The organism is Deltaproteobacteria bacterium, assembly GCA_016874755.1.
Taxonomy (GTDB): Bacteria; Desulfobacterota; Binatia; order UBA9968; family UBA9968; genus DP-20.
Genome location: VGTH01000002.1, coordinates 184249 through 204481, shown reverse-complemented (window position 1 = coordinate 204481; position 20233 = coordinate 184249). Strand labels below are relative to the sequence as shown.

Annotated in this window: 20 protein-coding genes; 9 read left to right on the top strand and 11 right to left on the bottom strand. The window is 56.3% G+C overall.

The genetic code is table 11. The features are described from left to right. Positions 1-12 precede the first annotated feature (12 nt). The 3 genes from FJ145_02085 to FJ145_02075 form a co-directional block, all read right to left on the bottom strand. The gene (locus FJ145_02085; GenBank protein ID MBM4260208.1) at positions 13-1107 is read right to left on the bottom strand and encodes an extracellular solute-binding protein; all 1095 of its coding nucleotides are present in this window, start codon (positions 1105-1107) and stop codon (positions 13-15) included. A gap of 62 nt (positions 1108-1169) precedes the next feature. Continuing rightward, positions 1170-2264 carry an ABC transporter substrate-binding protein gene (locus FJ145_02080; GenBank protein MBM4260207.1) on the bottom strand — a complete coding sequence of 365 codons (1095 nt, stop codon included), beginning with the start codon at positions 2262-2264 and terminating at the stop codon, positions 1170-1172. Then, entirely contained in the window at positions 2261-2920 is a 660-nt protein-coding gene (locus tag FJ145_02075) for a flavin reductase family protein (protein MBM4260206.1), read from the bottom strand. Before FJ145_02075 ends, FJ145_02080 begins: the two co-directional genes overlap by 4 nt. Before the next feature lie 142 nt (positions 2921-3062). Here FJ145_02075 and FJ145_02070 point away from each other — a divergent pair, with 142 nt between their 5' ends. Further along, positions 3063-4055, top strand: a complete 993-nt coding sequence (locus tag FJ145_02070; protein ID MBM4260205.1) for an ornithine cyclodeaminase family protein — start codon at positions 3063-3065, stop codon at positions 4053-4055. 73 nt (positions 4056-4128) lie between these two features. On the opposite strand, the gene FJ145_02065 is transcribed toward FJ145_02070, so the two are convergent. Then, positions 4129-5058, bottom strand: coding sequence for an NAD(P)-dependent oxidoreductase (locus FJ145_02065; protein ID MBM4260204.1), 930 nt, complete (start codon positions 5056-5058; stop codon positions 4129-4131). Between the two features lie 97 nt (positions 5059-5155). On the opposite strand from FJ145_02065, the gene FJ145_02060 reads away from it, so the two are divergent. Further along, on the top strand, positions 5156-6247 hold the full coding sequence (locus FJ145_02060; GenBank protein ID MBM4260203.1) for an amidohydrolase: 1092 nt from the start codon (positions 5156-5158) through the stop codon (positions 6245-6247). A 100-nt stretch (positions 6248-6347) separates the two neighbouring features. Here FJ145_02060 and FJ145_02055 read toward each other — a convergent pair whose 3' ends face one another. Beyond that, positions 6348-7016, bottom strand: coding sequence for a methyltransferase domain-containing protein (locus FJ145_02055; GenBank protein ID MBM4260202.1), 669 nt, complete (start codon positions 7014-7016; stop codon positions 6348-6350). A 128-nt stretch (positions 7017-7144) separates the two neighbouring features. Between FJ145_02055 and FJ145_02050 the strand changes: the two genes are divergently transcribed. The 5 genes from FJ145_02050 (at position 7145) to FJ145_02030 (ending at position 11372) form a co-directional block, all read left to right on the top strand. Next, positions 7145-8518: an amino acid permease gene (locus FJ145_02050; protein MBM4260201.1), complete on the top strand. Its 1374-nt coding sequence runs from the start codon at positions 7145-7147 to the stop codon at positions 8516-8518. 70 nt (positions 8519-8588) lie between these two features. Continuing rightward, a complete protein-coding gene (locus FJ145_02045; protein MBM4260200.1) occupies positions 8589-9188 on the top strand; it encodes a cob(I)yrinic acid a,c-diamide adenosyltransferase in 600 nt (199 codons plus the stop codon). A gap of 155 nt (positions 9189-9343) precedes the next feature. Continuing rightward, positions 9344-10114 (top strand): enoyl-ACP reductase, encoded by a 771-nt coding sequence (locus FJ145_02040; GenBank protein MBM4260199.1) that lies wholly within the window; start codon positions 9344-9346, stop codon positions 10112-10114. A gap of 107 nt (positions 10115-10221) precedes the next feature. After that, the gene (locus FJ145_02035) at positions 10222-10662 is read left to right on the top strand and encodes a rhodanese-like domain-containing protein (GenBank protein ID MBM4260198.1); all 441 of its coding nucleotides are present in this window, start codon (positions 10222-10224) and stop codon (positions 10660-10662) included. A gap of 35 nt (positions 10663-10697) precedes the next feature. Continuing rightward, a complete protein-coding gene (locus tag FJ145_02030) occupies positions 10698-11372 on the top strand; it encodes an MBL fold metallo-hydrolase (protein MBM4260197.1) in 675 nt (224 codons plus the stop codon). Between the two features lie 108 nt (positions 11373-11480). Here FJ145_02030 and FJ145_02025 read toward each other — a convergent pair whose 3' ends face one another. From FJ145_02025 to FJ145_02015, 3 genes are all read right to left on the bottom strand, one after another. Further along, the gene (locus FJ145_02025; protein ID MBM4260196.1) at positions 11481-12515 is read right to left on the bottom strand and encodes an ABC transporter substrate-binding protein; all 1035 of its coding nucleotides are present in this window, start codon (positions 12513-12515) and stop codon (positions 11481-11483) included. A gap of 14 nt (positions 12516-12529) precedes the next feature. Continuing rightward, the gene (locus tag FJ145_02020) at positions 12530-13366 is read right to left on the bottom strand and encodes an ABC transporter permease (GenBank protein ID MBM4260195.1); all 837 of its coding nucleotides are present in this window, start codon (positions 13364-13366) and stop codon (positions 12530-12532) included. Positions 13367-13503: 137 nt separating this feature from the next. Continuing rightward, positions 13504-14340 carry an ABC transporter ATP-binding protein gene (locus FJ145_02015; protein ID MBM4260194.1) on the bottom strand — a complete coding sequence of 279 codons (837 nt, stop codon included), beginning with the start codon at positions 14338-14340 and terminating at the stop codon, positions 13504-13506. Positions 14341-14454: 114 nt separating this feature from the next. Here FJ145_02015 and FJ145_02010 point away from each other — a divergent pair, with 114 nt between their 5' ends. Next, positions 14455-15636, top strand: a complete 1182-nt coding sequence (locus tag FJ145_02010; protein MBM4260193.1) for a hypothetical protein — start codon at positions 14455-14457, stop codon at positions 15634-15636. Positions 15637-15723: 87 nt separating this feature from the next. Here FJ145_02010 and FJ145_02005 read toward each other — a convergent pair whose 3' ends face one another. After that, positions 15724-16764, bottom strand: coding sequence for an ABC transporter substrate-binding protein (locus tag FJ145_02005; GenBank protein ID MBM4260192.1), 1041 nt, complete (start codon positions 16762-16764; stop codon positions 15724-15726). 282 nt (positions 16765-17046) lie between these two features. Further along, positions 17047-18198, bottom strand: a complete 1152-nt coding sequence (locus FJ145_02000) for a hypothetical protein (protein MBM4260191.1) — start codon at positions 18196-18198, stop codon at positions 17047-17049. Positions 18199-18529: 331 nt separating this feature from the next. On the opposite strand from FJ145_02000, the gene FJ145_01995 reads away from it, so the two are divergent. Further along, the gene (locus tag FJ145_01995) at positions 18530-19255 is read left to right on the top strand and encodes an urea carboxylase-associated family protein (protein ID MBM4260190.1); all 726 of its coding nucleotides are present in this window, start codon (positions 18530-18532) and stop codon (positions 19253-19255) included. Between the two features lie 73 nt (positions 19256-19328). On the opposite strand, the gene FJ145_01990 is transcribed toward FJ145_01995, so the two are convergent. Then, positions 19329-20072, bottom strand: a complete 744-nt coding sequence (locus FJ145_01990; protein ID MBM4260189.1) for an ABC transporter permease — start codon at positions 20070-20072, stop codon at positions 19329-19331. Positions 20073-20233: the final 161 nt, after the last annotated feature.

Below are 20233 nucleotides of genomic sequence, written 5' to 3'. Positions count from 1 at the left end.
GGGATGCTCCACTTAATGTCCGGATTTACGTTTTAGCACGACTTCGTCGAGTATTTGCACACCGTCTTTGAGCAGCTTGGCGTTTTGTTCCAGCGTGTTGAGCTGGATGCGCGGCGTGCCCAAGAGACTCTGCAACTCTTTCATGCGGGGATAGACCGGTTCCACTTTGGGATGGGCGACCACGCGGCCTTCGCGGGCGATCAAGCGTTGGCCCTCTTCGGAAATCAAATAATCGTAAAACAGCGCGGCGGCGTGCGGATGGGGCGCGTTGCGCGCCAGCGTCAGCGGATAGATCAGCGTCGGGATCAAATCTTGAGCGACCCAATCAACGGGCGCGTTGGTCGCGCGCAGGCTCTCGTTGTTATACCCGTAAGTCGTCACTGCCATTTGCGCTTCGCCGACCATCATCATCTGCGTCGTCGTGTCGCGCCCGACGCGAATCAATAGCTGCTGTTGGCTCAGTTTGTTCAGATAGTTCACCGTCTTCTCTTTGCCCCACGCGGCGAGCAGCGCCATCACTTCTTCGAGCGAAGATTCATCGAACAGAATTTCGCTTTTCCATCTCGGATGAAGCAAATCTTCCCAGCTCTTGGCGACGTCTTTTAAGCTGACTTTGCGCGGGTTGAAAGCAAACACGCGAAACGCATAGTTCATGTTCGTGTAGAAAGCCGATTTGGCGTGCGCTGGGTAGATCGCACGCATCGGCGTGTCATATTTGGCAATCAGATTTTTTTCTAGGAAAATCGGCAAGAGATCGGTGGACGGCTTGATGACGTCGACCAAATGCTTGCCGGCGTTGGCTTCAGAAACCACGCGCTGGGTAACCTGACGAGTTTTCGAACGCCAGAAGTTGGCATTGATGAACGGGTATTTTTTTCTGAAGGCCTGGATGTAGCGTGTCGCGTTCTCGATACCCGAGTTGGTGTACCACACCATCTCGCCTTCTTTTTTTGCGCCCTCAACGAGTTTTTTCTCGCGCTCGGCGGCCGGCAGTTTTTCCAGCGCGCGCCACAGCTCTTCGTTAGACTGAGCCCGCGCATAATCTGCGCCGAAGAAGGCTGCCAGAACGATCGCGGCACTGGCGAAGCACTTGACCAATGATCTCATAGATTTTTCTCCACTCGGTAAAACGGCTTCTACGGCACGGCGGAAAAGGCTGTTAAACTGCTTCAGTTGGGCCGGTTCATGCCGGGCCGATTAATCTCGTCGAGGATGCTGTGATCGATCACTTGCTTGTAGGTGAGCTGCACCGGCTGCTCCATGCTTTTTTCCAACAGCTCGATGGAAATCTTGAACTGCCGCTCGGTGAAGTAAGGATAGCTTAAGGTCACGCCGTCCTCGTACGCGGCTTCGACCACTTCGGGATTTTGTATGCGTAGATGTTTCCGAATGAGCTGCAGCGAAAGCTCTTTGTTGGCCTTTTGCCGCTCCGAGGCTTCCATCATCGCGGTGAGGAGCGATTTGAACGCGCGTCGTTTGCTTTGAAGGGTGTCTTTCTTGGCAACAAAGATCGACGGCGGAAACGGATAGTCGGGGCGTTCGAGCTTGGCGAGATCGCGGAAGCCTTTGCGCTTGAGTTGCAGCGTGTAATAACGGTTAAACGAGCTGCCCATGGTCGTGCCGGCTTCAACGGCGAGCACTCGTTGCGCCTGGCCGCCGGTGGAAAGCCAGGTAATTTTTTTAGGATCGACACCCATGCGCTCGAGAATCACCGTCGTGTAGCCATGATCCGCGGAGCGCGGTCGGCTGACGCCGATGGTTTTGCCTTCCAAATCTTTGCCGGTCTTGATCGATGGGTTCACGACAAGCCAGTGTTCCGAGGCCGAGCCCCAGGCGGCGATGGTCGTGAGCGGCGGCGGATTTTTTGCGGTCAGCGCGGCGAACAGCGACTGCGGCGTGCCGAAAGCGGTATCGACTTCGCCGGCGAGCAGCGCGGCCGTCGAGAGATTCGATTGCATCCAGATTAGTTCGACGTCGATGCCATGCTTGGCGAAGATGCCCTGCTCACGGCCGATCCAAAACGGAATCAGTGAGGAGCCGACGAAGAGCGTGCTGACACGGATTTTCTCACGCTCTTGGGCGCGCGCGGTCACAACGCTCACGCTCACCGCCAGTGCGGCAAGCACGCAGATTGCGATCTGATACTTTCTCACCACGAAGGACAGGAAGTTCGGATAAAGAAAATTAGAAACTTTTCTTTCCTTCGTGTTCTTCGTGTCCTTCGTGGTGAATAGTTCCGATACGGGAGTTTTGCTGGTTCTCATTGTGCTTTACCCGCCCGCCGCCTCGGCCGCGCGAGATATTCTTTCAATAGCGGCGAATCATAGTTGGCTTTATCGATGTCTCTCATGTGCGCATAGTATTTGCCGGTGGACTCGCCGTTCTCATAGCGCGTGCCCATGTACAGCAATGGCAGCGGGTCGGAGTCGGCGCGATAGAGCTCACCTTCCATGACACCCTTCCGAATATGCGTGGCCAACACTTGGCCGACAAAAAGGTCCATGTCGTCGTCAAAAGGGATTTGATTGATGATCTTATACTCAACGTTGCCGATGCCTTCGCCGATGAGCGGCACGGAAACTTTCGACGGCTGCACCGCGGTGAGCCCTGCGGCTTTCCATTTATCCACGTCGTGGCCAGAAATGTAGCCGGCGAAGACGACTACGTCCATCATTTTGTCGGTCGGCGCGGTCATGACGAACTCGCCGCGCTCCATCATGTAGTCATAGGTGAGAGTTTTCTTTTGAATCGCCACCACCATGCGCGAAGGCTCAGCGCCGGTGGGCGTGAACCACATGGCGGTCAAGAAATTCAACCGGTCGTTTTTGCCGCGGGTGACGACGAGTGAGGGGATGCGAATCGAAAAAGGCTTGTTGCCGTGATTGCCGGCTTCAAAATCGACTGGGTCCTGCCAATCCATAATCTCGTCATTTCTATAAAATTTCGCGGTTATTGCAACCGAGGACGGCTAAGCGTTTAGAGTCTAGCGTTGTGGTTCCCTCGCTCAAGGCGGTGTAGCCCAGGGTTGCGACTCGATCGACTTACGTCGTAAATAACGTTTCATGCTCTACCTGTCCTATGCCGATACGGAACGACTCGATATCCGCATGACCGACGTTGTGCCTGCCATCGAAGAAGCCTTTCGCCGCGTCGGCAACGGTCAATCGGTGGTCGCGCCGCGCGTGCGGGTGCTCCATCCGCCGCTCGAAAAGGACAGCATGGGCAAAGGCCGCCCGTGGACGCGCGACCTGCGCATCATTCCTGGCGCCATCGAAGAGCTAGGCTACGGCGTGCGGCTTGGTGCCTCGTTGCGGCGCCGAGGCGGCGGTGTCCTGTTGGTGTTGTTCGACTGGGATACCATGGAGCTGAAAGCGCTGATCTCCGATCATCTCGTGCACGCCGTGCGGAGCACGGCGCCCTGCGGCGTTATGGCAAAATATTTGGCACTGCCGAACGCGTCGAACTTGGCGTTGATCGGTTCCGGCCGCCTGGCCCGCTGGGCTGCAGAAGCGGTCTGCGCAGTGCGGCCGATCCGCGATTTGCGCGTCTGGAGTCCGACGCCGCCGCATCGCGCCGAAGTGGTCGCTTATCTGCAAGCGCGCTTAGGAGGCAACGTGACGGTTCGTGAAGTCGCCAATGCCGAAACCGCAATCCGTGGCGCCGAGATCGTGACGACAGGAACGAAAGCTTTGCAGCCAGTGATGAAAGGCGACTGGATATCGCCGGGCTGCACGATCCTCGCCAATTCTCCGGAAGAGATCGATCAGGCGACCTATGTAAAGAGCAAAATCATTACGACCTATAATGATGGCATTCTTACGCACGTGCCGCCCTATCAAGATTTGGTGGAATTGGTGCGCTCTGGCAAAATGAACGAGGCGGATTTTTCGACGGAGTTAGGGGATGTCGTCGCGGGCAGGGTAAAGACGAGAATGAGCGCGGAAGAAATTTGGATCGGCATGAATCCGGCGTACGGAATACTTGATGTGGCTACCGCGGCTTGGGTGTGCCAGAAGGCAAAAAAGCTTGGTGTTGGGACAGAGCTCGATGTGTGAATAACGCGGTGCTTGTAGGGTGCGCCGTGCGCGCCGATTCCGAACGGTGCGCACGGCGCACCCTACGAACTTCTTACGAGACAAGTGGCAAGCTGGCTGCCGTTCTCGTGCCGTTGATCTCATCAACAACCATTTCCTCCACCGATTGTATCTGCCAACCAAACTCCTTCACTGCTCTAGAGTTATCAAATCTCCACGCCGGAATACGGACTTTTTCGTCAAAGGTGATCTCCGCTTCCGGCAGATATTTTTTTACTAACCCTGCGAGCTCCTTGCCGGTCGGTGTTGGGCCGGTGCCCATGTAGGTGTCGTGCTTCACTTCTTTCGCTAACGTTATCTTTGCGTAGAGCTGGGCGATGTCGTTGACGCCGACGATGTTGCGCGGACCGGCGGATGGCCAGTTGCCGAAGCCGGGTTTGCCGAGGGCGGGGTCTTGGATCATGCGCTTGGAGAACGCGGTGTTGCCGGGGCCGATGACGGCGGCGGAATGGACTTTGACGATTCTCGTGCCGCAGGTTTTGTTGTAGCGCTCGGAGAGGCCGTTGTTGACGAGCTTCATCAGTCCATAGAGGCTTTTGGTCCCGCGCGGCTCGGTGTTTTCGTCGATCGGCTCTGGTCCGTAGACGTCCTGATAGCCGAAGATACCAACGGTGCTGGCGAAAATAACCCGATCGAGCTTTGCGAGCCGTGCCGCTTCAAAAATATTGGTCACGCCGACGATGTTGATGCGCGCGGCGTTCATCAAATCGCGGCATTCCGGCTGGAGCAGCGGCGTCATGTAGTAGCCCAGTGCGACGATGCGCCGGACGTTGTGGTCGACGACTGCGGCCATGACCTCTTCCAAGTTGGTCATGTTGCCCTGGATGAACGGGACGCCGGCGACTTGCCATGCCGGCGGTGCGGGGACGACATCGAAAGCAACCACCTCTGCGCCTTGCGAAGACATCCCCTTTACGACATGACGGCCGATGTAGCCGCTGCTGCCGACGACCATGATTTTCATGTTGGACCTCCGTGCGATGATGGTTGTATACGACGTGTGAATTGAAATAAGCAAGGTTTATCTGCACAGAGGGTTCCACTCGAAAGGAAGACTCACCATGGCGAGAAGAAGAATCATCGATGCCGACGGCCATGTCGCCGAAGATGCCGCCGCGATCATTGCGCGTATGCCACAGGCGTACCGCGACAAAGCCAAGGAACAGCCTTTTAACCCGTTCCCGCCCTTCGATCATTTGCATGCCGGACATCTGGTCGACATGCCGCCCGGCGCGTTCAATCGCAAAGTCGGACCAAGAGAGTGGTTGGCATTCCTGGACGAAGTCGGCGTCGAAGCGACGGTGCTCTATCCCACCGCCGGCGTGGCCTCGGCGAATATCGTCAATCTCGATTGGGCGGTGGACGCGACGCGGGCGTACAACGATTGGCTCTCTGAGACTTACGTCAAGTTCAATTCACGCTTTCACGGCTTGGCGCTCCTGCCGCAGGCGGTTTTGAGTCCCCAAGCTGCGGCGGAGGAGCTGCGGCGCGCGGTGACACAGTTAGGATTGTGTGGCGCAGTGATTCCTTCCAACAGTTTACATGCGCCGCCGCTCGGCACGCCGACCTATTTTCCGATTTACGAAGTCGCCAACGAGTTGGGCTGCTGTATCGCCATCCACGGCGGCGTGCACGGCCGCATGGGCATGGACGGGCTCGATCCCTACGCCGCGGTGCACGCCATCGGCCATCCGCTGGGGCAGATGATTTCGCTGGCGTCGATTGTCTTCAATGGCGTGCTCGAAAGATATTCCAAGATCGAGTTCGGTTTTCTCGAAGGCGGCGTGGCGTGGTTTTTGTTTTGCCTCGAACGATTTGACCGATCCTACGAAACGCACGTCATGCGCGATCTCCGCGGCGCCTATCTAAAATTGCGAAAAGGTGAACGGGTTAGCGACTATATCGTTCGTCACGTCAAAGCGCGGCGGATTTTTATCGGCTGCGAAGGCGGCGAGCCGTTGATCGCCAAGGCCGTCGAGATGATCGGCAGCGAGCCGTTCATGTATTCGAGCGATTTTCCCCACGAGGTAAATGCGCAGACGTGCAAGCACGAGTTGGCCGAGTTGACGGAGAGCGCGGAATTGTCGGAGGAAGCCAAGGACGCGATTTTGTATCGCAACGCGTTGGTGTTTTACGCTTGCGGAGGAAAATAGGAATCGGAACGCCTCGCGCAACGGCGCAAAGCACGCAAAGGAAAGACTCTTTAATCTTGGCGTCCTTTGCGTCTTTGCGCGAGAAATATCCGAGCCCGTCTTACTTCGGTGTGAACACGAGGAAATATTGATGTGGCAAGAAAGTATGTTCCTTGGCTAGTTTGAAGCCGTTGCCTTCCAATTGCTTGATCAGATCTTCGCGGGCGATTTTCATTTGCATGGGCGGGCCGAAGGGCAATTCTTTCTTGTGAAAGTCGATCATCACCACTTCACCGTCGGGTTTCAGCGTCTTTTTCATGAGCGCGAGATATTTCTTTTGATCATCGACGTGATGCCAGACGTCGCAAATAAAAAAGCGATTCACCGAGTGATCGGGTAACAACGGGTCGTCCGGTTCGGCGAGAATCGTCGTCACGTTGTTTGCTTTGGTGTCGCGGATACGCCGATTGATATGTTTAATCATGTCGGGGCTGACGTCGATGGCGTAGACTTTACCCTTGTCGCCGACGTGGTGCGCCAGGCGGAAAGTGAAATAACCCGTGCCGGCGCCGATATCGGCGATGACTTCGCCCGGCTTGATGTTCAACGCGGTCAAAACTTCGTGCGGCTTCTGGTATTCGTCGCGCTTCGGATCCTCCAAGGCTTTCATATAAGCCTTGGGGTCGTTGTGCAGCCGATGCATCTGGTGCTGATCGCGCTTCACCGCATCTTGGCCGCTGCTGGGCAGCGGCAACAGCAGCGTCGTGATCGCTAAGAACAGGAACTTCATTGGAGACCTCCTGCACCGAAATCGTGCCGTAAGCGTAACATTTCGCTGCCGGTTGTTCCCAGTCTCGGCGGGATTCGCTTTAGGAAAATATTTGCCTGTTCAGTCAATTCCCTGTATTCCTAGTCGCTATGGCGCAAACCGAACTGAAGCGGCAGATTGGCTTGTTTTCGGCGGTGATGTTGATTGCCGGCGATATGATCGGCACGGGGATTTTTATTTCCACCGGCGCAATCGCCGAAACTTTGCCAACACCCGGCGGTGTCCTGCTCGTGTGGCTCTTTGGCGGGTTTCTCGCCCTCGCCGGCGCGCTCACGTGCGCTGAGCTGGCGGCGAGCCTGCCCTACGCTGGCGGCGACTATATCTACATTCGCGAGGCCTATGGCAAAGTCATGGGCTTTCTCTCCGGCTGGTCTTCGTTTCTTGTCACGTTCTCCGGCGCCATTGCTTTTCTCTCGGTGATTTTAAGCGGCTTCGTTGCGTTCTTTATTCCGGTGCTGGATTCGAAAGAGGTGCTGTTTTCAATTCCGCTGCCGGTGGTCCCGATCAGTGCAACCGCTGGAACGCTGTTCTCGATGGCCGTCGTCTTGATCATCTCAGGATTGCACTGTCTTGGCGTGAAACAAGGGACCACCGCGCAGAATATTCTGACGGTCTTCAAGATTGGCGCGCTTCTGGGAATCATCGTCTTCGGTTTGTTGCTCGGCAACGGTAACAGCAGCCATTTCACGCCGCTCTTCGATTGGGAGAAAATCGGCAACCCCAGCGTATTTGGCGCGGCATTCATACCGGTAATCTTCGCCTATTCCGGATGGAACGCGGTCACTTACATTGCCGGTGAGGTGGAAGATCCCGAAAGAAATCTACCACGCGCATTGTTTTACGGTGTAGTGCTGGTCATCGTGCTCTATCTGGCGATCAATGCGGTCTATATTTACGCCGTGCGGGTCACAGAGATGAAAGGCGCGCTGCGCATGTCCGAGGTCGCCACCACAGCGCTCTTTGGCTACAAAACGTCCGCTTTGATAACTGCGATTATCACAATCTCGATCTTGGGCGCGCTCAATGTCGTGACGATGATCGGGCCGCGGATTTACTACGCCATGGCCAAGGACGGTGTGTTCTTCCGCGGCCTTACCTATGTTCATCCTAATTTCGGCACGCCGACGAAAGCGATCCTGCTGCAAGCCGTGTGGAGTTGCCTGCTAATTCTCACCAACACTTGGGGCACGCTGTTTACTTACGTGAGCGTGGTGATCACGCTATTTTCCGCTTTTACGGTCGGTTCCGTGATCGTGCTGCGCTACAAGATGCCCAATCTCAAACGGCCCTACCGCCTGTGGGGCTACCCGGTCGTACCATTGCTCTTCGTGCTGATTCACTTATGGATCGTCTGGGGCTCGGTAACCCAGAAACCGAAGGAATCTCTCATCGGTTTGATTATCGTCTGTCTGGGAATCCCGGTTTATTTGTTCTGGCAAAGCCGATCAAAAGCTAGTGGATAATTGAAAATGGAAAATTGAAAACGGCAGCCTCCGATAATTTTCAATTTTCCACTATCTATTTTCAATTGCTATGGCCGTTCGCATCACCAAGGTCTACACACGCACCGGCGACAAAGGCGAAACGGCTTTAGTCGGCGGCAAGCGGGTGCCAAAGGATTCGTTGCGCATCGAAGCCTATGGTACGATTGATGAGTTAAATTCGATCGTCGGGTTGGCGCGGGTTTTTAACGAAGAAAAACTGACGGACGGCAAGGCGCATCGATTTCTCGACGAAGTCCTGCGCCAGGTCCAAGACGAATTGTTTGATTTAGGCAGCGAGCTAGCGACACCTCCGGAGTTCTTTCGTGAAGGAATGTACCGTGTCGGCGGCAAACAGGTCGCGCGCTTGGAAAAATGGATGGACCAGTGCCAGAAAGACCTCGAACCTCTGAAATCATTCATCTTGCCGGGAGGCGGACGCATCGGCGCATATCTGCACCAGTGTCGGACAGTATGCCGGCGGGCCGAGCGGGAGATCTTGCGCCTAGCCAACACGGAAGAAATCAACCCCGACGTTATCAAATACGTGAACCGTTTGAGTGATCTGTTTTTTGTGCTTTCGCGTTGGATTGCCAAGCAGACTGGCGAGGCCGAGTATCTTTGGCAGCGTGGACTGCGGATTAAGAAATAATTTTGGATTTTCGATTTTGGATTGTCCGCACAAAGCAGCCGTTACTCTTCTAGGTCGAGGCGCCCGCGGGATTTCAAGTAATTTGGAGGGAAAGGACAACCCCTCCGATAATCCAAAATCGAAAATCTAAAATCCAAAATCAGGTTGGGGGTGCTATGGGACTTTTGTCGGGGGAAAAGGCGGCGATTTTTGGTGTGGCCAACGATCGCAGCATCGCGTGGGCGATTGCCGAGGCGTTTCATGCAGAAGGCGCTGAGTTGGCGTTTACTTTTGCCGGCGAGGTTTTGGAGAAGCGTGTTCGGCCGCTGGCCGAAGGCATCGGCTCCAAGATTATTCTGCCGTGCGACGTGACCAAAGATGGCGATGTCGATGCGGTTTTCGCCGCATTGAAGCAGCAATGGGGCGGCCTGGATATTCTGGTTCACGCCATCGCTTTTGCCAACAAGGAAGACTTGTCGAATCCTTACGTGCAAACCAGCCGCGCTGGGTTTCAATTGGCCATGGATGTGAGCGCCTACTCGATGGTCGCGCTGACGCGCGGTGCGGCGCCGTTGATGGAAGGCCGCAATGGCTCGATCATCACGCTGACCTACATGGGCTCGGAAAAAGTGATTCCCAATTACAACGTCATGGGTGTTGCCAAGGCGGCGTTGGAAGCGAGCGTGCGCTATCTCGCGCACGATCTCGGGCCCAAGGGCATTCGCGTCAACGCGATCTCCGCCGGGCCGCTGCGCACGCTGGCGGCGGCAGGGATTTCAGATTTTAAGTCAATGCTGCATCACGTCGCCGACAAAGCGCCGCTCAAGCGTAATATCGACGCAGAAGAGGTCGGCAAGACGGCGCTTTACCTGTGCAGCGACTGGGGCAGCGCGGTGACCGGCGAGGTGCTTCACGTCGACGCGGGATACAATATAATGGGGATGTAGGGCGCGCGAAGAGCGCGGGGCGTCTAGGGTTTAGCGTCTGTGGTCTGGCGTTTCCGGATTCACCCAACGCTAGACGCAAGACTCTAGACGCCAAACGAGAACGCAAAATGTCTTTCAAAGATATCACGCCACATCAAGCACACGATCTCCTCAAAGCCGATACGACTGCCATTTACATCGACGTGCGCACACCGCGGGAGTTTGACAACGGCCATCCGGCCGGCGCCGTGAACATTCCCGTCGCCTTTCCCGATCCCGCGCGCGGCATGGTGTTGAATCCTGATTTTGTCAGTGTGGTTGCAAAGAATTTTCCCAAAGACAAAAAGCTGGTTCTCGGTTGCCAGGCCGGAGGGCGCTCGGCGCGGGCTGCTGGGCTGCTGGCGGAAGCGGGCTACCAGGACCTGTCGAATATGCTCGGCGGCTTTGGCGGCATGCGCGATCAAACCGGGCGACTGATTGCGGCGGGTTGGGAAGAATCGGGCTTGCCGGTGAGCAAGGATAATGGCGAGGGTGTGAGTTACGCGTCGCTTTCAGCGAAGGATCGCTGAAAGCGAATTCCAAATTACAGATTCCAGATTCCAAAATGAATCCTTCGATATATTTCAAGCAGATCGAAATTGGGCCGATGCAGAATTATGTTTATCTGGTCGGCTCGACGCAGACGCGCAAAGTTGCGGTGGTCGATGCGGCTTGGGAAATCGAAACGATTCTGAAGATTGCTGCACAAGATGAGATGGAAATCACCCATGCGTTTGTGACGCACACGCATCCCGATCATGTCGGCGGCGGGTTCGCCGGGATGGAGATCGATGGCGCGGTAGAGCTATTGGAAAAGTGCAAAGCCAAGGTCGTCGTTCACAAGGCCGAAGCCGAGTTCATCAAAGGCTTGTCGGCGTCGGACATGATCAAGAGCGATAATGGCGACAAGATCAACGTCGGCGGGATTGAAATTGAACTGATGCACACACCCGGCCACACGCCGGGATCACAATGTTTTCTCGTTGACGGGCGCGTCGTGTCGGGCGACACCATGTTCATCGACGCCTGCGGCCGGGTCGACTTTCCCGGCGGCAACCCGGAACAGATGTATTACAGCCTGACGCAAAAACTCGCGGCGCTGCCCGAGTCAACGATTCTCTTCCCCGGACATAATTACTCGCGGCTCAGCCAAGCTACCATCGGCGAGCAGAAGAAGACCAATCCCTATTTAAAGTTTGGCTCGTTGAAAGCTTTTCTCGCGGCGATGGGCGTGCGGTGATCGCAGGTCGCTGCGAGCAGCGAACAGTGAATTCCAGATTCCAAATCGTCGGATTCCGGATTCAATCTGGAATTTGGAATCTGTAATCTTGAATCGCGAGAGGCGCGATCACGGCGCTTTTCCCACGAACTTGTTGGTCCAGAGCAATCCTTCCGTAGCCGTAGGAATCTTCGAGCGATCTTTCAACATGCCGGCGCCGTGGGCGAAGTTGATCACTTTGTTCCAGCCGTCGGTGGTCATGTTGCCCCATCTGGGCATGGCTGGGGCGACCATGCTGTAGGCGAGGTTGAAGACGTCGTCCTCCAATTTCGCTTTGTCGGAAAACTTATGCGCGCGCAACGCGGCCTTAAATTCATTGGGCTTGCTGTGATAGAGCGCGCCGGCGCGTGAGATTGCTCGTGACACCGCACTGGTGGTCTCGCGGTTGGCTTCGGCGTAGTCGGGCCGCGCCATTAGAACTTCAAACGGGTAGTCGGTGAATTCCGGGATTTCCCCCAACCCTAACGGAATCAGCGCGTAGCCTTTGCCGGCCGCTTCGGTGATCTCCACCGACGGCGGCGATTGGGCGAAGCCGTCGATGACATTGTTCATCAATGCTGGCACGAGCTCGTTGCCGCCGAGGGCGGCAAACTTTAGTTTGCTCGGATCGGCTTTGACTTTGTTGGCGATGAAGCGAAAGATCTGCTCCGATACGGCGCCCGGGCCGGTGGTGCCGATGGTGCCCAGGTGATTGACCACTGCCATGCGCTCGGCCAGCGGGCTTTTGCGCGTGAGCTTCAGCTTATCGGCGATGGCTTTGCGCACGCCGACGGTGAGCGTCATGTTGCGGTTGTGCGTTTGGACGGCGATGAGCGGTGCACCTTCGGCGTAGGCGAGGATCAAGCCTTCGGATGACGACGCGCAATACTGCGCCGAGCGGCCGACCACGGCGCTCTGACATTGTGAGCCACCGCCGGCGACGACAACTTTGGCGCGCACGCCTTCTTGCTCGAAATATTTCAACTGCTCGGCGACCCATACCGCCGAAAAGGCGAGATTGGAAACCGCCGTGGTGATGGTGATCTCTTCTTTCTGCTGAGCGCGGGCATGGGCGGCTCCCAGTGCCAGAATGGCGACAGCCATGGCGCAAAGTGTTTTCGTCATTGAACGATACCTCCTTATCCTTGTACCTGAACGCTTTCGGTTTGAGTTTGCCAGCGCAGCACGCGCCGTTCGATCAGATCGGCGACTTTGTTCATCAGGATGACGATTATCATCAACACGGCGATGCCGACAAACACGTCGGCAGTGCGAAAGACGCCGGCGGCGGCGCGGATGTAGTAGCCCAAGCCTTCGGTGGCGGCGATGAATTCGCCGGTGATGGCGCCGATCACTGAGAACGGGATACTCGTTTTGAATCCGGTGATGATATAGGGCGACACCGCCGGCAGGATGACGCGAAATGACAGGCGCCAGCGGTTGGCGCCCATCAAGCGCGCCAAGTCGACGAACTCTTGATCGAGCTGTTTCATACCGGCGTAGGTATTAAAAAAGTTGAGAAAGAAAACCAGGATAAAAACCACGCCAACTTTCGACCAGATACCGATGCCCAGCCAGACAATGAACAGCGGTGCCAGCGCCGTGCGTGGCACGCCGTAGAGGGCGATGATGATGGGCTCGAAAATATCCGCCAAAAGCTTGCTCCGGCCGAACATATAGCCGGTCCAGATTCCGGTCAGTGCACCGATGGGAAAACCGATGGCGATTTCCTGAAAGGTCACCCAGGTGTTGGTGGCGAGCTCGCCGGACTGCCAGACTTTTACGAACGCCGCCCAGATTTTGCTCGGGCTGCTGATAAGAAACGCTTCGATCCAGTTACCCGAGGCGTACTCCCAGAGCAGGAAAAATCCACCGACGATAAAGATTCTGATCCCATGAATCATCAGCACGCGCTGCCACGCCGGGCGATGGCTGCGTGTGCTGGCGACTTGAGTTGTCTGGGCGTCGGTGGTCATGGCAATTGGAAATTCATGATCTCACCACGAGGACACGAAGGCCACGAAGTTCGGAAAGAAACACCATGAAATTCTTTCTCCGTCCTTCGTGGTCTTCGTGTCTTCGTGGTGCAAGCATCTCCTGCTCTTACGAGTGACTAGCGTTCAGCGCCGTTTTTCACATTCAACTCATGCCGGAAAATATTCCACAACCGGGCATGGGCCTCGTCAAAACCATCTTGCCGATGAATCTCAAAAATATTTCTTGGTCGCGCCATGGGCACTTGGATGACGTCGCGGATCTGGCCGGGGCGGTGAGTCATGACGACGACGCGATCGGCGAGGGCCACGGCCTCAACCAGATCATGAGTGACAAACACGATGGTCTGGCGCTTTTGCTCCCAGATTTTCAGCAATTCGTCTTGCAAGATCATGCGCGTTTGCGCATCGAGTGGACCGAACGGCTCATCCATCAAAATCACCGGCGGGTCGTAGGCGAGCGCGCGCACGATCGACGCGCGCTTACTCATGCCGCCGGAAAGCTGGGATGGGTAGCGTTTTTCGAAGCCGACAAGACCGGCGAGGCGAATAAAATATTGCACCCGCTCCGAACGTTCTTTCGCCGAGTAACCTTTGCTGTCGAGCCCGAAGGCGACGTTTTCCTCGACGGTCAGCCAGGGAAAGAGCTTGCTCTCCTGCGGCACGTAACCAACTTTGGTGTTGAGGCCCAGCACTTCTTTCCCTTGATAAATGATACGCCCAGAAGTCGGCACGACAAGGCCGGCGATTAATTTGATAAGCGTGGACTTGCCGCAGCCGCTCGGACCGACGACGGTGACAAACTCACCGGCGGCGACGTCGAGCGAGATGTTTTCCAGCGCGCCGACTTTTTGTTCGTCCGGGGTTTGGAAGGTTTTGCTGACATTCTGCGCTTGAATGACGTAACCGGCGCGTGCGCTATCGGACCCTGGGAGCGTGTGTATTTGATTACTCATTGACGACCGGTCTGATTCAGATCGGTATTTATCCCCGCGGCGAGGACGCTGTCAATAAAGCAATGAGTTTGCTAAACCTCGGTTAGGATTCGCATTGTCGCATTGGAGAAAGTTATGGCTTATCGAACCGTAGATGACATGTACGAGCGAGGCACCGTCGTGCAGCTCACGCATACCTGGACCCCAGCGTTGGCGCGTTTCGCTGCGCGGCCGGCCGTGGTCATCGACATCGAGGTGTTGGGCTACCCGCGGACGATGAGCCGGCAAGAAAATGGTGCGACCATCACGGAGAAGAACGATTGTGTCTATACCGTAGCCGTCATGCCGGAAGCGTTTTCAGTGCTCGGTCGCGAAGAAATTCCGGTGATTCGGGTCATCGCTCTCGACGTCGGCGGCAGGATTGAAGCGCAGGGAGCAACCGTGGACTTCGCGCATTGGTGCGTGCGGGAGTATTGCGGGCACGCGCCTGAGCCGGTTGATTCAAAGCCAGGGCCAACGGTCGGTGGGTTCATAGGTGGGGTGGTACTGCCGCACACCATTCCCATGTACGAGGCGCGGCACCGGCCGGCGGACCATCGCAACAAATCCCTAGCCGCCATCGACCAAGTGCGTCAGCGTTTAGATGAGCTAAAGCCGGACGTAATCGTGTTGGCATCGACCCATTGGATGCCGCGCGATGGATTTTTCATCGACGATGGCGCGCTGCATCGAGACGGCTGCGATTCGTCCTACGAAGGCGTCGAGCCGCAGTTGTTCGATTTTTCCGGCGATCCGGAGTTGGCGGCGTTGATTGCGCATCTGGCGCAGCACAGCGGCACTCCCACGCGGCGCATGCACCGCGTTGCGCAGGAGCACGCGGTGTGGGTACCGGGCCATTTACTCTCGGGTGCGCGGCGCACGCCGCTCGTGCCATGCTCGATTTGGTGGCGCGGCCCGCGCGCAGCGCACCGCCAGTTCGGCGAAGCGATGACGCAAGCGGTGCGCCAACTCGGGCGCAGGGCTTTCTTCGTCGCCAGCGGCGGCTTGTCGCACACGTTCGATTTTTCCAAGCCGCCTGAGTATGTCTGCCCGCAAGGGGAGCGCATCGATTTGTTGGCTAAAGACTGGCTGGAAAAAGGCCAGCACGGCCGTTTGCTCGATATGAGCGATGAAGATTTCGAGACTTGGAACCCTGAAGGCCGCGCCGGGCATCTCTACATGCTACGCGGCGCTCTAGGCAAAGACGTGAAGGGCGAGTCGTTGTGTTATCAGGGCAGCAATGGGACGGGGTATTTGACGATGGTGTTTGGGAACTAAGTATGAATTATGAAAGCGGAAGGATGAATTGGGGCCAGATAATTATATGGTCCCTTCCGCTTTCATCCTTCATAATTCATACTTTCCTCACGCGCCCGGTTTCCAACCCTTCGCCTGTAATTCGGTAGCGACCTTCTTCGTTACGACGAAATTGAAAAACTTATCCGGCGTCATGCTTTCTTTAAAACCGGCGATGCGCAGGACAGACTCGACGGCTTTTTTCTGCGAAGCGTCGGTAAACGTGCCGTCTTGCGTCAGCGCAGGGCGGGCGGCGTCGTAGGCTTTGGCTGCCAAGTCTTCTTTGATTTTCATACTGCGCATCAGGATCGGGATCGTGCTGGCTCGGCGCTCGGCGGCGTAGCGTAGGCCTTTCATGGTGGCGCGCACGTACTGCTCGACGAGTATTGGATCGCTCTTCAGCAGCTCTTCTTTGATGACGATGCTGCCGTTGGGCACGACGATGTCGCTTTTGGCCATGGACGCCGCTTCATAGAGGCCGGCGCCTTGGGCTTGGATGTTCCACGGCAGCGGCAAGATCGTCGCATCGACCACGCCGTTCTGCAGCGCTAACAATCGCGGCGCGCTGTCGCCGGCTTGGATCAACGTGTAGTCCTTGCCCGGCTCCATGCCGTGCTTTTCGAGATACTCGCGCAGCAAGAAATAACCGACGGAGTTCAACCCCGGCACGCCCATCCTTTTGCCCTTTAGTTCTTTAACATCGCGGATCGGCGTTTTAGTCATGAGCCAAAACAGCGGCCGCTCCCAGGTCGAAAACAGCACGCGCAGATTGGCGCCGCGCAGGTTAGCGCTCATGGCTGCGGCGGGGACGGTGGTGAAAGGCACTTCGCCGGTCATGAGCGCGAGGTTGGCCAGCGTGCCGGTCATCTGAATCAGCTCGACGTCGAGACCTTCGTCTTTGTAATAGCCACGATCTTTGGCGGTGAAGAAAGCGATCTGGGTGATGTTGTAGCCGGGGATGGCGACGCGGATGGTTTTGGCGTCGCTTAGAAATGAGAAAGATAAGAACGCTAAACTAACAAGTAAAGTTATGAAGATCTTTGTGATCAAGGGGGGTGCTCCTTGTGTGCTTCTTAAAACCCAACATTGATTCGACACGGAATACGAAATCCGCGAAAATCGAGTTCATTAGTTGCCGCCCGGTTAGCGTTGATGCACTTTTTGTGCACTGAGACGATCCGGTTCCCTCGCCCTCTGGGAGAGGGTTAGGGTGAGGGCGATTCGATGCGCGACAGGGTCATGCCACAATGTGCCCTCACCTCGATCCTCTCCCAAAGGGCGAGGAGGTCGGAAATCGCTGCGCTGACTTTGAATAGTCCTTGCATCTACTGGCTTTTCGGCACTGGTACTTTGCGAACCCTGGTTTCGCCCGCAATCTTTTGTCAGATTATTCTAGCCTTGGCCGAAAAAGCGCAGCGTGTTGTCGCACAGAATCTTGCGCTTCTGGACTTCGCTGAGGTCGTGGCGCTCCAGTATCTCTTTCATCGCATCGCCGCGGCCTTCGTCGTGGGGGAAGTCGGATGAGAAGAGAATTTGATCTTCACCGAGCAGCGCCATCTCCTGGGTCATCATTTCGTCGTCGGCTTCGGCGGCGACGAAAATTCTGCCGGATTTGAAATAATCTTCAACGTCGCGCTGGAGCAGACCCCTGCTGCTGGGCATGCGCCGCTTGTTCAAGACAGCGTAGTGTTTCAGCCGGCCCGACATGTAGAAGATCCATTCCGCGCCGAATTCCAAAAATCCCACTTTCAAATGCGGATAACGGTCGAGCATGCCGTGGCCGACGATGGCGACGAACGCCAAGTTGGCCGGCAGCGCTTTACTGATCATGTTCGAGTCCAAAATATTTTCGCATAACTCGGTTAGCGGCATGTAGCTCGATCCCATGTGCACGCACAGCGGCAGGCCGCTCTTGGCGAACTCGTCCCACACGGATGTGAAGCTGGAATGACAGAGCATGCGGTTGCCGACGGTGCCGTAAACCACCGCAGCCGCGGCACCGAGTTTTTTCATTTCCTCGATGGCCTCGCAGGCTTGGCGCCCGTTGCGCATCGGAATCAGGCCGGCCCATCGAATGCGATTGGAATGCTGGCCGCATTGCTTGCCCATATAGCGGTTGTAGGTGCGATACAACGCCGCTTCATAGGCCGGCTCCTCGGTGATGTTGGCGTAGAGCGTGCTCGGCATCAGAAACTGCATGTCGATGCCGCTCTTGTCGAGCATGGCGATGCGTTCTTCGGGTTTGGACAGATCAAGGCAGCCAATCGGAATGGCGCCGTGGTTCTTGTCGACATTGGATCTTGTGTCCAGTTCTTCCATGACGATGCCCGGCGTGTTTGCCGCGTGGGAGCCGGGGCCGAAGACATGCGGCTCCATGCGCCCTTCAATGAGCCAGCCGGTGTTCCAGCGGCCCAAGTCTTTATCGTCAATGATGCGCACGGCGCGCGGGCGGCGGTGGACGAATTCCTCGGGCAAATCCTGCCACATGGCCGGGCTCATGATCGCATGGGCGTCGGCGTCGCAGATCTTGTAACCGTTCAGCATGGCTCCTCCTTCGGATCGACTACTCGCTTATACGTGGCAGAGTTTAGTTATTCAATTCACGATTGGCGCACGAGAGAGCGGGCGCGATAAATCGCGCCCCTGCATGCGATCGTTAGGGAGCCAGAAGCAGATGAATCTCGTAGGGTGCGCCGTGCGCACCATCCAGACACGGTGCGCGCTGCGCACCCTACAAATTCCTTTCGTGTACCGGTCCGGTGGACGCGATGAGTCAGAGCTCCTTAAGACCGTTAATGCTTGATCGCTGCGGTTGTCCGATGTAGGGGCGCAATTCATTGCGCCCGCCCGCATCCGAACTATTCCCTGTTGCCTCATGCCGATTGCCTATGAGCGATTCGTTCTTGCTTTGGAGAGCATCGATCAAGTAACTTACGGAAGATTTCCCACCCACGAGGAGGACGATGTGAAAATTCTCAGCGAGTCAGTAATCAAGAGCAACACCGGTGCAACGTTCGCCGTTAAGAAGGGCCAGGTGATTCGCGTGCAAGGCCACTCGACGGCGGATTACACGGTTTTCAATCTGCGCAACGTCAAGGAGCGTTTCGATCAGGCGCGCACCAAAGTCGATCAGGGAAAAATTTACGTGACCACCGGCGACATGTTGATCTCCAAGTTCAACAACGTCATGCAGACGATTATCAAAGATACCTATCGAGGCACGCATGATATGGAAAAAGGCATGTGCAGCACGTCCTTCTACAAGAAATGGGGAGATGAGATTTTTAAAATCTATGGCGGCGTGTGGAAGAAGCTCGGCAGAAAAAAGGTCGTCGCCCCGAAACATGGCTGCTGGGAGAATCTGGCCAAAGCGTTGAAACCCCATGGTGTGCCTAAAGAAGACGTGCCGAGCCCGCTGAATGTTTTCCAGACCATGGAGATCAACGCTAAGACCGGCAGCATGCGCTACTCGATGACCCGGCCGCGGCCGGAAGGCGACATGGTCGACTTTCGCTCGGAGATGGATTGTTTAGTGGCGATCAGCGCTTGTCCGGAAGGCGGGCGGGGACGGGATCTGAATATTACGATTTATAAGCCGTAGCACGCCGCTAAAAAACTCTTCGGAGCCATTCGACGAGCTCAGGACGAAGGGATTAGGGATAGTGTGCGGCGACTCATGTTGCCGCGCGCCAGGGCGTGAGCTTGCGGTCGAGAAATTGAATCAGTGCCAGCAGTGCCACGGCCAGCAGCACGATCGTGAGAATCGTGGCGAACAGTGCGGGGGAGTTAAAGGACGCGCCGAAGGTCATCAGCATGGCACCAAAGCCGACGACCGCGAGAATCATTTCGCTGGTGACCATTCCTAACACGGCGCGCCCCATGCCGAGGCGCACGCCGGCCATGATCATCGGCAAAGCCGCCGGCAGGATTACCTTGGCAAACAGCTCGCTTTCCTTGGCGCCAAAGGATTTCGCCATCTCCGTCAGCGTCGGATCGACGTTGCGCACGCCGGCGGCGGTGTTGATGGCGATGATCACGAAGGCAAAGAGAAAAACGATCCAGACTCGCGAGTGCAGTCCCAGGCCCAAAGCGATGACCAAAAAAGGAATGAAGGAGATCATCGGCACGGTAAGCAGCGCGGTCATGTAGACGTCGAGAAACGAAGCGAGGCGGCGGTAGCGGCCCATCAACAAGCCCAACGGCACGCCAATGGCGAGCGAGATCAGAAAACCAATAACCAGCGCTTGTAAGCTGATCGCTAGCGCTTGAAACAGCTGCCCCGAAACCAGCAGATCGAACCAGGCGCTCATGACTTTGGAAAACGGCGGCAGCAGGCGCGCGTTGCCTGCGCGGCCGGCGATCTCCCAGGCTGCGGTGAGAGTGAGGACGGAGAGAAAGCGGAGGGTGTTGGGCTTCATCGCTTTGCGATGGGTTCAAAGTTCAAGGTTCAAAAGCTTGCCCTGAGTCTATCCAAGGGTTCAAAGTTTCTGATGCGGTTCCTGCTCCCCCCTGTTTTCTCAAGGGGGGAGCAATCCGGTTCCCTCTTTGAATAAAGAGGGGTTAGAGGAGATTTGCGATT